Genomic DNA, 13,285 nt, shown 5'->3' on the forward strand with positions numbered 1-13,285 from the left:
CTGTGCTCAAGCGATGCGAGGGCTTCATCCAGACCGCTTTGGATTAACGTCTGATACGCGGTCAGTGCGGACTGGGCAAACGGCTTATCTGATGCCAGTTCCTGATACCCCATCATCCATGGCCAAAAAGGCGGCTACTGAACAAAGCCGGCCGCTCACAAAGCCTTGACTCAACTCAAAGGCTCATATAAACGTGTAGTATACTGGCATGACAGCTATACCATCACACCAAGAATAGCCCTGAGCTCGACGGTATGCGAACTGCCTGTCGCGATTTGGAGAACACGATGGAACTTATCAATGATTACCCGATGGTGATCAGCCTGGACCCTGATGACAATGTGGGCGTTGCCACCCGTAATATCGCCGAAGGGCTTTCGCTCAGTCAGGCATTAGGGGCTGCACGAGAAAACATCATGGCTGGCCACAAGGTGGCGTTGGTCGATATCGAGGCGAACACCCCCGTCGTCAAATATGGGCAGACGATAGGCCTGGCCAGCCAGCCGATCCGTGCGGGTGACCATGTCCACACACATAATCTGGCCATGCTGGAGCGTGATACCTCGCTTGAAAACTTCACGCCCGCCGTACCGACCCCCGTCATGGAGAGTGACCTGACCTTCAATGGCTTTCACCGCCGTGATGGCCGCGTCGGTACCCGTAACTACATTGGCATCGTGGCTACAGTCAATTGCTCAGCGACCGTGGTCAAGGCCACCGCGGATCAACTTAACGCGTCGGCAGGGCTTGAGAAACTCGGCTTCGATGGTGTGGTTCCCGTCACGCATGGGTCAGGCTGCGCCATGAACACCGAGTCGGAGGGATTTGCCTTTCTGGAAAGAGTCGTCACCGGCTATGCGGTGAACCCGAATTTCGCGTTTGTGATCGTGATCGGCCTGGGCTGCGAGAGCAACCAGGTCAAGGCGCTGGTCGACAAGTACGGAATGACGGATAGCCAACGGATCGACTACTTCAACATTCAGGGAGCGGGGGGAACACGTGCCAGTATTAAACTGGCCAGCGACAAGGTACTCGCCATGGCCAATACACATGCGCATACCCCGCGCCAACCAGCGCCACTCAAACACCTTACCGTTGCCCTGCAGTGTGGCGGTTCCGATGGCTATTCGGGCATTACCGCCAACCCGGCCCTGGGTTATGCGGCCGACCTCATTGTTCAGCATGGAGGCAGTGTCATTCTGGCCGAGACCCCAGAGATCTACGGTGCCGAACACCTGCTGCTCAACCGGGCCGTCGATGTGAACGTTGCTCGCAAGCTACTTGAGCATATCGCCTGGTGGAAGCACTACACCTGGATCAATGGCGCTGAGCTGAACAACAACCCCTCGCCGGGTAATAAAGCCGGTGGCCTGTCCACGATACTCGAAAAGTCACTGGGTGCCATTTCCAAGAGCGGTTCCTCGAGCCTCAGTGATGTACTCGAGTATGCCGAACCCATCAAAAAGCCCGGTTTCAACTTCATGGACAGCCCTGGCTACGACCCGGTCTCCGTGACGGGACAGATTGCCTCCGGGTCGACGATCGTGTGCTTTACCACCGGCCGGGGCTCGGTGTCGGGCTTCAAGCCTGCCCCTTGCATCAAGCTTGCCACCAACACCGCCATGTTTGATGCCATGTCGGAGGATATGGATATCAATTGTGGCGGCATCATCGACGGTGATGACACCGTCAAGAGCTGTGGCGAAGCGATATTCCAAAAGATCATTGCCATCGCCTCCGGTGAAGAAACGGCCAGCGAAACGCTGGGCTATGGCAGTAACGAGTTCGTCCCCTGGATGGTGGGCGCCGTCACCTGATCAACAGAAGCCATCAGCGACATCTATCAGCTGCAGGAGTCCATTTGGCAAAGGCAGTTGATTGGGCCATACTCAAACGCAGATATCGTACTGTCATCCTGTCATACAGATTATTCATCATAAAACAACAACAGGCCAATAGGTCTCAACAAACACGATCACGGAACCTGCCATGCGATTGAATAACAAGACGGCCCTGATCACCGCAGCGGGCCAGGGTATCGGTCGAGCCACTGCCCTGCGATTCGCTGCTGAAGGCGCAAAGGTCATCGCCACGGATATCAATGACGCTACCCTGGCCGAGTTGGCCGCTACGCCAGGCATCGAGACTCGCCAACTGGACGTACTCGATGCAGACGCCATCAAGGCCCTGGCTGATGAACTCGGCCCTGTCGACATTCTTTTCAATTGCGCAGGCTATGTGGCCAACGGCTCGTTGCTGGAAGGTACCGACGATGATTGGGAGCTGTCGTTCTCGCTCAACGTCATGGCCATGATGCGCATGATCCGCGCCATGCTGCCCGCCATGCTCGACAACGGTGGTGGCAGCATCATCAACATGGCCTCGGTGGCCTCGAGCCTCAAGGGCGTACCCAACCGCTGCGCCTACGGTACCACCAAGGCCGCGGTTCTGGGGCTGACCAAATCGGTAGCCGCCGACTACATCGGCCAGGGCATCCGCTGCAACGCCATTTGTCCAGGCACCGTGGACTCACCGTCGCTGCGCCAGCGCATTCACGCCCAGGCCGAAAAGCAGGGCCGCGATGAGGATGACGTCTACGCCGAATTCAACGCCCGACAGCCCTTGGGCCGACTGGGGCGCGCCGACGAGATCGCGGCACTTGCCACCTATTTGGCTGCCGACGAATCCGCCTATACCACCGGCACCACTCAGATCATCGATGGCGGCTGGTTAAACTGATAATGCCATGTCAGATGATGGCTAATGCACGGCATCAATGCCCACATTCATAAGGAGCACACATGAAATTATTGCGCTTCGGCCCTCCGGGCCACGAAAAGCCCGGCCTGTTGGATACCCAAGGGGTTATTCGCGACCTGTCGGCCCATCTGCCCGATCTCGATGGCCCTCACCTTAGCCGTGACCACCTGGCGGTTTTGGCTGAGCTGGACACCGACAAACTGCCGGAAGTGCCTCAAGACACCCGCCTCGGCCCCTGCGTCAGCGGTGTTGGCAAGTTCTTGTGCATCGGCCTCAACTACTCCGACCATGCCGCCGAAACCGGTGCCCAGGTGCCCCCTGAGCCAGTGGTGTTCAACAAATGGACAAGCGCCATCTGCGGCCCCGATGACAACGTCATCATCCCACGTGATTCGCAGAAAACCGATTGGGAAGTCGAACTGGGCGTGGTGATCGGTGAAGGCGGCAAGTACATCGCCGAAGCCGATGCCATGAAACACGTGGCGGGTTATTGTGTGATCAACGATGTGTCCGAACGCGAGTTCCAGCTCGAGCGCAGCGGCACCTGGGACAAAGGCAAGGGCTGCGACACTTTCGGCCCGATGGGGCCCTGGCTGGTCACGCCCGACGAGGTGGCCGACCCGCACGAGCTGGACATGTGGCTCGAGGTGGATGGCAAGCGCTACCAGGACGGCAGCACGCGCACCATGGTGTACCAGATTCCTTTCCTGATCAGCTACCTGAGCCGTTTCATGAGCCTGCAGCCGGGGGATGTGATATCGACCGGTACCCCGCCAGGCGTCGGCATGGGTCAGAAGCCGCCAGTCTACCTTCGCCCTGGCCAGCGCATGCGCTTGGGTATCGAGGGGCTGGGCGAACAGAACCAGCAAGTGGTTGCCGATGAACCGAGCTGAAACGAAAGCATCACAACCCACCTCACCGTGAACTGGGAAAGCCCGCTATCTGAACTGCCCCCCAATCGCCTGTTCGTGCTCAGTTTGACGCTGACAGGCGTTTCTTGAGCTGCATGTAGGTACCATAGTGGCGGTCCAGGTGGCGGCGCATGGCTGCCTCGGCGGCATCGGGGTCCCGCGATTCGATGGCCTCGATGATTTCGGTATGCGCTGCTGTCGCGGCTTTGTCCTCGTCTTTTTGCTGCAGCACTTGTGCACGACGGTCATCAAGCCACTCGGAGAGCGCCACATGAATGGCATCGAAAATCGGATTACGCCCGATACTGGCCAGCACCCCATGAAATTCGTTATCTGAACGCTTGAAACGCGCCTCGTCGCCGATGGCATCGCGATTGTCCTGCAGGGCATCGCGCAGGCGCTGAAGGTCTTCTTCACTGGCATTGACGGCGGCGTAACGGGCCAGCGATATCTCGAACATGGCGCGGGCCTCCTGGAAGTACTGCTGCCCGTCAGGCTTGGATAGCAGTTGCCGGGTCACCCCTGAAAGGCGTGACATCACCGCCTCGGCCGTAGGCCGAATAACCCGCGCACGCGTCCCGCTATTGATGGCGATCAAGCCCAGCCGCTGCAGGTAGAACAACGCTTCGCGCACCGCCGGGCGACCTACCCCAAACTGCTCCATCAGTTCTCGCTCTGAAGGCAATTGCGCATTTTCGCTCAAACGTCCCTCGAGTATCTCGGCCTCCAGTTGCTCGGCTACCTGCTCGGATAGTGTCTTACGCTCTACCTGATATCGACTCATGCACGCCTTCTCCTGACTGTCCTCGATAAAGAAAACACACCTTTCTTTATCCTTATGGCCATATTTTACCGCATTTCGCCGTCATTTCGGGGCAGGAAAGGCGTCTTTTTCAGCGCACAGGCGTCAGCGGCTCAACATCGAACTGCTCGGCCAGCGCGGCATAAGCGGCCTGATTCGCCCTGTCCAGAGGAATGCCCTTAGCATCCCGCATGCCGAGGCATCGCCACTCCCGGTCCCCAGGTGCCAGGACTTCAGCCCCCTCGTTGGCGGGCTGAGCACGCAGGTCTTCGAGGTATTCGCGCAGACAGGTTTCAAAGGAGGCATTGCCATTAAAGGCATCAGGGTTCATTGCCAGAAAAAAGTGCCCTACTCCCCGTGGCGTCGCCATATCAGGACCGCCCATCGGCAAAAGACGGAAACCGTTAAGCATGCCCGAAAGCGTCGAACTCAATATTTCGACCATGCCGCCAAGCCCGGCCCCCTTGAAGCCGAAATCACTTCCGCCCAGCGGTAACAACGCTGACACCTCGGCTGGCGTGCGGGTCACGCGACCCGCGGCATCCGCCGCTACCTGATCCGGAAGTTCACGACCGATGGCACCGTACTGCTGGACGCGATTCCAGGGCACCGAACTGGTCGCCATATCCAACAGGTAAGGGGCTTGCCCATTGACCGGTGCCGCAAAGGCAATCGGATTGGTGCCATGAAACGGCGACCGCCCCTCGTGCAGCAAGACGAAAGGGTCAGAGTTGCAGAAGGCCATACCGATCAACCCGCGTTCAGCGGCCGCAAGAGCATAGCAACCTGCCGCGCCAAAGTGGGATGAGTTACCCACCGCCACCGCGCCCAGCCCCACTTTTTCGGCCATGTCAGCGGCATGCGCCATGGCCGTGTAGCCCGCCAAATGCCCTAGGCCATCATCGGCATCCAGATACCCGGTGGCTGGCAGGCGTTGGCTAAACTGCATCTTGGGCCGACCATTGATACGCCCGCCTTGCAATGCCTGGATATAGTGCGGCAGTAGCCGCAATCCGTGGCTGTCCGTCCCCATACGCGAGGCCGTGACCAGTGCGCGGGTCACAGCCTGGGCGGAGGCCGCATCTGCTCCCGCACGATGCAGGATACGCGCAATAAATCCTTCCAGGTCGGCCACGGCAACGCGAAAATCCGGCGAATCGATTGTCATCGACAGTCAGCTCCTTAAGTCAAACTCAACGGTAGACCAGGGTTGGCAGCCACAGCGAAATCGCCGGAATGAAGGTCACCAGCAGCAGCGAAATCACCAATGGAATCAGGAATGGCAGCGTGCCGCGCATGCAGCTCTCGAAGGAAATATTCGAGACGCGTGACAGAACATAAAGCACCATACCCACCGGCGGCGTCAGCAGGCCAATCATCAGGTTGAGCACCATGATCACGCCAAAGTGCACCGGGTCGACACCGGCAGAGACCGCTACCGGCAGCAGCACGGGCACCAGGATGGTGATGGCCGCGATGGTCTCCATGAAGCAGCCGACCAGGATCAGCACCAGATTGATGATGATCAGCAGCGCGATGGGATTATCGGCAAAGGGGCCCAAAAGTCCCATGACATGCTGCGTTACCTGGTTGCTGCTCATGATCCAGGCAAAGATCGAAGCACCCGCGACAATCAGCAGAATGACAGCTGTCGTCTCGATGGTTTCCATGCTGACCTTCATCAGGCGACGCCAGGTAAGGATTCGATACACCACCCCGCCCAGGAAAAGCGCATAGGCCACCGCCGCAATGGCGGCCTCGGTGGGGGTAAAGACACCGGAGATGATGCCACCGACGATGATCACCGGTGTCAAAAGGGACAGGAAAGCACGGCGGAACGTCGTCCATAGGTACGCAATCGAGAATGCCGAATCCCGGGGATAGCCGCGGCGTTTGGCCATGATCGTGATCATCACCATCAGTGCCACGCCCATCAGCAGACCTGGAATAAGCCCGGCGGCGAACAGCTGACCCACGGAGACCGACGCCATGACGCCGTAGATGACCATGGGCAAGCTGGGAGGGATAATCGGCCCGATCGTCGAGGAGGCGGCCGTGATGCCCACCGAGAACTCCTTATCGTAGCCTGCATCGCGCATGGCCTTGATCTCGATAGTGCCTAGGCCACCGGCATCAGCCACCGCCGCACCGGACATGCCGGAAAAGACGATGCTGGCGCCGACATTGACATGGCCCAAACCGCCACGCATCCACCCCATCAAGGCCTTGGCAAAATCGAAAATGCGTTTGGTGATACCTCCATTGTTCATCAGGTTACCCGCCAGGATGAAGAACGGGATCGCCAATAACGGAAAGCTGTCGATACCGTTGACCATCCGATGCACGACCACCACATCAGGCACGCGCCCGGTGAGATAGACATACAGCAGACAGGAACCCGCCAGGCTAATGGCAATCGGCACACCCAGCAGCAACATGGTGAACAGCGCGGCAAACAGGAACAGTAGATACTCGCCGAAGAAGGCCAGGGTCAGACAACCCGATACCGCAAGCGCGGCAATCAAGGGTGAAACCAACGCCCCCCGAGGGCGCACAGCCAGGAAATGGGACATGGGGAAAACTCCGGCCAAAGTGGTCGTTATGGAACGTCAGGATGCGAAGGGCTGCGGTTGCGCCAGCGAAGTACCGCCATCTGGATCGCCCGGCCCAACATCAAGAGGAAACCCAATAGCACCAGGTAGTAGAGAAAACTCTTGGGGATGTCGACAGACGCCATCAACGCCGTGGTCCGGTCGGCGAGTTTCCAGGTGATCCAGGCACCTATGGCGAAGAAGCCGATGCTGACGATATCCACCAGGGTCATGAGCAGCCGACTCATCCAGCCGGGCATATAGCGATAGAAGAATTCGACGGAAATATGCGTACCCGTGCGGACGGCCATGGAGCCTCCCATGAACCCCACGGTCACTAACAGGTAGCGAGCCATCTCTTCCGTCCAGGCAATCGAGTTTCCCAGCACATAGCGGCTGAAGAACTGCATGAACACATCCAGCGCCAGCAGCCAGAACACCACCAGGGTGGCGTAATCCTCGACCCCATAGTCGCGCCATTCAAAGGTATCGTCTTCCTCCATCTGGAAGTCGGATGTCTCGGCAGGCCATTTATCGATTGTCATTTGCAGGCTCCACAGATGACGCCACCCCCTTAAGGGGATGGCGTGTCGGCTATGAGGAGAGGCTTACTGACCGATCGCCTGAAGGCGGTCGTAGGTTTCCTGGTCCCAGGTTGCATCTTCACCGGTATGGTACGGCACGGTTGCTTCGCGGAAGGGCGTGATGTCGACTTCATTGACGGTCACCCCTTGATCCTCGAACCAGGCAACGAGGTCTTCTTCGGACTGGAGGATGTCTTCGGTGATTTTTTCACCCGCTTCCATGTAGACCTCGCGGAAAATCTCGCGGTCTTCTTCGGAAAGGCGGTTCCACAAGGGCCCACCGGCTATGGTGATCAGCGAGTCGGTGATGTGCCCGGTCAGGTTGATGTAGTCCTGCACCTCGTAGAAGGCCTTGGCGCGAATGGTCGGCAGTGGGTTCTCCTGGGCATCCACGACCCCTTGTTGAAGCGCGAGATAGACCTCAGCGAAGGCAATAGGCGTCGGATTGGCACCCACGGCCTCAGGGAACATCATGTACATTGGCGCATTAGGCGTGCGTATCTTGAGGCCTTCCATATCCGCCGGCTCGTTAATGGGTTCATTGGAAGTCACATGACGACGCCCGTAGTAGTTCATCGCCAGCGGCACGTTGCCGGTCTCATCCTGATAGCCCTGGGCGATCTCGTTGAAAAGATCGCTGTCGGCATAGGCACGCCAGTGATCGAAATCGCGGAACATGTAGGGCGCTCCCGCGATACCGATGGGTCCGTAAAAACGCCCGGCAAACTGGTTGCCGGTGTAGATCAGATCCACGGTACCCAGTTGCAGGCCCTCGTTGATATCGGCCTCTTTACCTAGCGACGAGGCGGGATGAACCTCGATTTCGTAGCGGCCGTCGGTACGCTCCTCGATCTCATCGGCTGCCCAAAGCGCCCACTCATGGTAGGGCTCGGATGTCTCGTAGACGTGGGCGAAATTGAGCGTTTCAGCGAAGGCATAGCCGCTTGCCGTCATACCCGCCAGCAGGAGGGTGCCGGAGGCGAGGCGATGGAAGGTCTTGAGTCGGAAGTTGGCGTTACCCATTTTATTGTGCTCCATAACGTGATGATTGGGGAGTTAGGATTGTTGGGTGGTTTGAAAGTGTAGGTGATGGACTTTTTGTATACGTGTCATACCATCATAATCCAATCTAGTCGCCAATTCTGGGCAATGCAACCTCTGGGTGGGCGTTCATTCCAGAGACCGGAGCAAGCGCACCAGCAACGCCTCATCGCCGAAGCCGCCTGCCTTGGTCAGCAAGGGCCACTTCCGGTTGCCCTGCGGATAGCCCAGTACCATTCCTGGTTCCCACTCGCCCACCACCTCGATATAGCGGACCGCCAGCCTTTTCATCAGCGCACTGGCACAATCACCACCGGTCATCAGGTAGAGGCGCTGTTTGGCCGCTACCATGCCCACGGCAAGAGCGTCGGCAAGCGTTGCTGCTACCTCGTTGGCATCCCGCGGCGGCGCTTCTGGATCAGGCTTCAGCAACAGGCAAGGCGACTCGACCGTCACATCAGCGATATCCGTCACCACCGGTAAATCAGGGGTGTCACGACGCAGCGCGGCCACCTGCTGCGCGGCTCGCTCGCTGCGTGACCCCACAGCCATCCAGAGCCCGCTAAAAGGCACATGAACACATGACACCGCCTCACCGAACATGACCTGAGCCAGGGCGCGACTCAGCCCCGCCGTGCCTACCAACAGCCACTTACCCGGCTCATCGCCGACCTCGCTGGCCAGGGCCTCGAGATCGGCGTCTGTCTCGGCATCCGCCACGCTGTCCGCCATCGGCAATCGCTGCCCTGGAACATGGCGTGCCATGGGTAATCCGGCGTCGGCGAACAGGGCATCCAGCCCACCACTGGGGGGTCGGGAACGTGCGTCACGGGCAAAGTCGGTCGCCCCGAGGGGGTGACCGTGCACGAGAATACGGGCATCGCAGGTCGTGCGGCCCTGAGAAGGAACGGCGGGAGCGAGCAAAAGTCGTCGACAACAAGCCCGGTGCATCGCCAGGCTCTCAGCCACTACCTGGCCGCGCAGTGTCGAGTCGATTTTTTTGAACCACACAGCAGGAGCCAGACGAGCGAGTATCCGGGTCGCCTGCGCCACACGCTCTGCCGCCGCCGATGCCGTCAGGTGGCGTGATTCGGTCGTCACCGCGATCACGTCAGGGGGCGCCCCTTGCCACTCGCCCAAGGAGACTTCCAGGTTCTCCAATGCCACGACCACGCGTGTCGTCGCACCGCGCTGGGCGAAAGGTGCCGCGGCGTCCAACGCACCTGTCAGGTCGTCAGCAACAATGGCGACTCGGCACTCACTCACGCTCATTGGCGCCAGCTCTCATTCCGGCCACCAACCGATGCGCGTACGCAATCGCCGCGCCCATGTTGGTCGCATCCGCCCTGCCCTGCCAGGCAATGTCGAAGGCGGTACCATGATCCACAGACGTACGCCGGATCGGCAAACCAAGACTGACGTTCACCGTGGTGTCGAAGGCAATCAGCTTGACCGGGATATGCCCCTGGTCGTGATACTGGGCCACCACCAGGTCGAACTCGCCCTTTGAGGCACGATAAAAGACGGTATCAGCGGAGATCGGACCACTCACGTCAAATCCACGCGCCTTGAGGGTCTCGACGGCCGGTGCAATACAGCGGGTGTCTTCGTCGCCGAAAATACCGCCCTCACCGCAGTGCGGATTAAGTCCGGCCACCGCGATGCGCGGATTGGCCATTCCCAGCGACCTGAGATGCGCGTCACCGGCCTCGACGGTGGCAATGATCCGCTCGGGCGTTACCCGATCGATGGCCTCACGTAACGATACATGGGTCGACACATGCAGGGTCGACAAGTGCTCGGAGGCCAGCAGCATGAACGACGAGGGCGCACCGGTTAGCGCCGCCAGCATGCCGGTGTGGCCATCGTAATAATGACCGGCCGCATGCAGTGCCGCCTTGTTCAATGGCGCCGTGACGATCACCCCGGCCCGACCGCTCTGCACCAGCTCCACGGCCCTGGCAATACAGCGAAAAGCCATGTCACCGGCACCGGCACTGATCTCGCCGTCGGGAATGTCGGCACCGGCGGGCGCCTCCACCACGGCGACGGCCACACAATCTGCGTGGCCGTCGGCCATATCCAAAGGCGCGAAATCCAGGTCGCTACCGATGGTTTGCGCGGCACGTCGAAAGATCGCAGGATCGCCGACCAGCAGCGTGCCCGTCCGCGCCGAAGGCGACATGTCAGCGACGGCCCGGCAGATGATCTCGGGGCCGATACCCGCCGGGTCCCCCATGGTAATGGCGATGTCGTACTGCATATTGCGGCTCATGGCATCAACTGCCCGCCGTTGACTTCAATAATCTGCCCGGTGATGTAGCCGCTGAGGGCGTCCGTCGCCAGGAACAGATAGGCGCCAACACAATCCTCGGCGCTGCCGAGACGACCTTGTGGGATCGTGGCTCGCGCGGCTTCCATCTGGGCATCGTTGGAGTGGCGCGCGTGGAAATCCGTGGTGATCACGCCAGGGGCCACGGCATTGACACGAATATTGTCGCCGGCGAGTTCCTTGGCCATGTTGCGGGTCAAGGTAGTGACGAAGCCCTTGGCCGAGGCGTAGAGACCCGCGCCAGTACCACCGCCATTGCGTGCTGCGATCGAGCCGGTATGGATGATATTGCCAGCCCCGGCTTGGCGCAGATAAGGCAGCGCCGCCCGACTGGCCATGACGACCGAGCGCGCGTTGAGGTCCATGACGCGGTCGTAATAGTCATCATCCATCTCGTCCAGGCTGACGCGTCCCTGCATATCGCCAGCATTGTTGATCAACAGGTCGAGTCCACCCAGTTGCTCCGCCGCCTGATCGACGATCGCGGTGGCTTCTTTCGTGCGGCTGATATCCCCTTGAATCAGAAAGGCCTCACCGCCCGCTTGGCGGATATCGTCGCAGACCGCCTGGGCCGGTCCTTCACTACGGTGATAATGCACCGCCACGCGCGCCCCCAGTCCGCCGAGCCGCCTGGCAACTGCCGCGCCGATCCCCCGGCTCGAACCGGTCACCAATATTCGCTTGCCTTTCATTTCATCGAACATGCTGTACTCCTGATTGGATATCGTGTGGCAATCGCCATTAGGTTGCGTTAGGGTTTATGGCATACCTTTCATACATCATGACATTGCTTGCATCATAGGTGAAAGTTGGCCAGATGCCAGTTCACCTTCTTAGCCATTCGCATTACCCACCAACGCCAACGACCATGAGGACGCCACCATGACCACCATTTCTCGCGTTGAGGTCCAGGACATACGCTTTCCGACTTCCCGTTCGCTGGACGGCTCAGACGCCATGAACGCCGCACCTGATTACTCGGCCACCTATGTGATCCTGCACACCGATGACGAAAGCGGCCCCCAGGGCCATGGCCTGACCTTTACCATCGGCCGCGGCAACGAGATCGTGGTCACCGCCGTTCGCTCACTCACTCCACTCCTTGAGGGCCGTTCGCTGGAGACGATCACCGCCGATATGGGTGCCTTCTGGCGCGAAATCACCGGCGACAGCCAACTGCGCTGGATCGGCCCCGACAAGGGCGCGATCCATCTGGCCACCGCCGCCATGGTCAACGCCGTCTGGGACCTGTGGGCCAAGCGCGAAGGCAAGCCGGTGTGGAAGCTGCTCGCCGACATGAGCCCTGAAGAGCTGGTGCGCTGCCTCGACTTCCGCTTCGTGACTGATGCCTTGACGCCGGAAGAGGCCATCGCCCTGCTGCGCAAGCAGGCACCCGGCAAGGCCGAGCGGGAAGCCGAAATGCGGCGTGACGGCTTTCCCGGCTATACCACCTCGGCAGGCTGGCTTGGCTACACCGACGACAAGGTCCGCCAACTGGCTCGCGAGGCCCTGGCCGAGGGCTGGACGCACTTCAAGCAGAAGATCGGCGGCGATCTCGACGAAGATGCCCGGCGCGCCGCCTTGTTGCGCGAGGAAATCGGCTGGGACAACGTGCTGATGATGGATGCCAACCAGGTGTGGGAAGTCGATGAGACAGTGGCCAAGATGCGCCGCCTGGCGGAGTTCGACCCGCTGTGGATCGAAGAACCCACCAGCCCGGATGACATCCTCGGCCATGCCGAGATACGTCACCGTGTCGCGCCGATTGGCGTGGCCACCGGCGAGCATTGCCATAACAAGGTGATGTTCAAGCAGTTCCTGCAAGCCGACGCCATCGACTATTGCCAGATCGATGCTGCGCGACTGGGCGGGCTCAACGAGGTCATCCTGGTGGTGCTGATGGCCGCCAAGTTCGGCGTGCCGATCTGCCCACACGCTGGCGGCGTTGGGCTGTGCGAATACGTCCAGCACATCTCGATGTTCGACTATATCGCCGTGTCGGGTAGCCTCGAAGGTCGGGTACTGGAGTACGTCGACCATCTGCACGAGCACTTCGTCGACCCCGTGGTCATTCGCCAAGGCCGCTACCAGGTGCCTACTGCCGCCGGTTATAGCATCACCATGCATGCCGACTCGCTGGCCAGGCACCGTTTCCCGGACGGCGCCGCCTGGCAGGAGGAAAGCTGAGTGGTCCGGGGCCGTTTTTGTAGATCAACCTAAAGCCCGACCAGTCTTTCACAAGGCGGGCGACAACACGCACATGT

General features: G+C 59.9%; 12 protein-coding genes. 4 read left to right on the forward strand and 8 right to left on the reverse strand.

Translation table 11 applies throughout. From position 1 onward, the window contains the following. Positions 1-287: 287 nt before the first annotated feature. The 3 genes from BMX75_RS04080 (at position 288) to BMX75_RS04090 (ending at position 3,653) form a co-directional block, all read left to right on the forward strand. Entirely contained in the window at positions 288-1,817 is a 1,530-nt protein-coding gene (locus BMX75_RS04080) for a UxaA family hydrolase (protein WP_092825509.1), read from the forward strand. A 172-nt stretch (positions 1,818-1,989) separates the two neighbouring features. Next, positions 1,990-2,739: an SDR family oxidoreductase gene (locus BMX75_RS04085; protein WP_092825511.1), complete on the forward strand. Its 750-nt coding sequence runs from the start codon at positions 1,990-1,992 to the stop codon at positions 2,737-2,739. A 62-nt stretch (positions 2,740-2,801) separates the two neighbouring features. Next, positions 2,802-3,653 (forward strand): fumarylacetoacetate hydrolase family protein, encoded by an 852-nt coding sequence (locus BMX75_RS04090; RefSeq protein ID WP_092825513.1) that lies wholly within the window; start codon positions 2,802-2,804, stop codon positions 3,651-3,653. Between the two features lie 79 nt (positions 3,654-3,732). Here the strand turns inward: BMX75_RS04090 and nanR are convergent, their stop codons facing one another. The 8 genes from nanR to BMX75_RS04130 all read right to left on the reverse strand — a co-directional run bounded on the left by nanR (position 3,733) and on the right by BMX75_RS04130 (position 11,725). Then, positions 3,733-4,455 carry a transcriptional regulator NanR gene (nanR, locus tag BMX75_RS04095; RefSeq protein WP_092825515.1) on the reverse strand — a complete coding sequence of 241 codons (723 nt, stop codon included), beginning with the start codon at positions 4,453-4,455 and terminating at the stop codon, positions 3,733-3,735. A gap of 109 nt (positions 4,456-4,564) precedes the next feature. Then, positions 4,565-5,641: an Ldh family oxidoreductase gene (locus tag BMX75_RS04100; protein ID WP_092825517.1), complete on the reverse strand. Its 1,077-nt coding sequence runs from the start codon at positions 5,639-5,641 to the stop codon at positions 4,565-4,567. 25 nt (positions 5,642-5,666) lie between these two features. Continuing rightward, a complete protein-coding gene (locus BMX75_RS04105) occupies positions 5,667-7,046 on the reverse strand; it encodes a TRAP transporter large permease (protein ID WP_092825519.1) in 1,380 nt (459 codons plus the stop codon). A 26-nt stretch (positions 7,047-7,072) separates the two neighbouring features. Continuing rightward, on the reverse strand, positions 7,073-7,609 hold the full coding sequence (locus tag BMX75_RS04110) for a TRAP transporter small permease (RefSeq protein WP_092825521.1): 537 nt from the start codon (positions 7,607-7,609) through the stop codon (positions 7,073-7,075). A gap of 63 nt (positions 7,610-7,672) precedes the next feature. After that, positions 7,673-8,671: a sialic acid TRAP transporter substrate-binding protein SiaP gene (locus BMX75_RS04115; protein WP_092825523.1), complete on the reverse strand. Its 999-nt coding sequence runs from the start codon at positions 8,669-8,671 to the stop codon at positions 7,673-7,675. A 147-nt stretch (positions 8,672-8,818) separates the two neighbouring features. Further along, positions 8,819-9,961: a four-carbon acid sugar kinase family protein gene (locus BMX75_RS04120; RefSeq protein ID WP_092825525.1), complete on the reverse strand. Its 1,143-nt coding sequence runs from the start codon at positions 9,959-9,961 to the stop codon at positions 8,819-8,821. Beyond that, positions 9,948-10,964 (reverse strand): 4-hydroxythreonine-4-phosphate dehydrogenase PdxA, encoded by a 1,017-nt coding sequence (pdxA, locus tag BMX75_RS04125; protein ID WP_092825527.1) that lies wholly within the window; start codon positions 10,962-10,964, stop codon positions 9,948-9,950. Before pdxA ends, BMX75_RS04120 begins: the two co-directional genes overlap by 14 nt. Next, positions 10,961-11,725, reverse strand: coding sequence for an SDR family NAD(P)-dependent oxidoreductase (locus tag BMX75_RS04130; RefSeq protein WP_092825529.1), 765 nt, complete (start codon positions 11,723-11,725; stop codon positions 10,961-10,963). The genes pdxA and BMX75_RS04130 overlap by 4 nt, the downstream gene beginning before the upstream one ends. A gap of 178 nt (positions 11,726-11,903) precedes the next feature. Here BMX75_RS04130 and BMX75_RS04135 point away from each other — a divergent pair, with 178 nt between their 5' ends. Beyond that, entirely contained in the window at positions 11,904-13,208 is a 1,305-nt protein-coding gene (locus BMX75_RS04135) for an L-fuconate dehydratase (protein WP_092825531.1), read from the forward strand. Positions 13,209-13,285: the final 77 nt, after the last annotated feature.

Source organism: Vreelandella subterranea, assembly GCF_900111305.1.
Lineage (GTDB): Bacteria > Pseudomonadota > Gammaproteobacteria > Pseudomonadales > Halomonadaceae > Vreelandella > Vreelandella subterranea.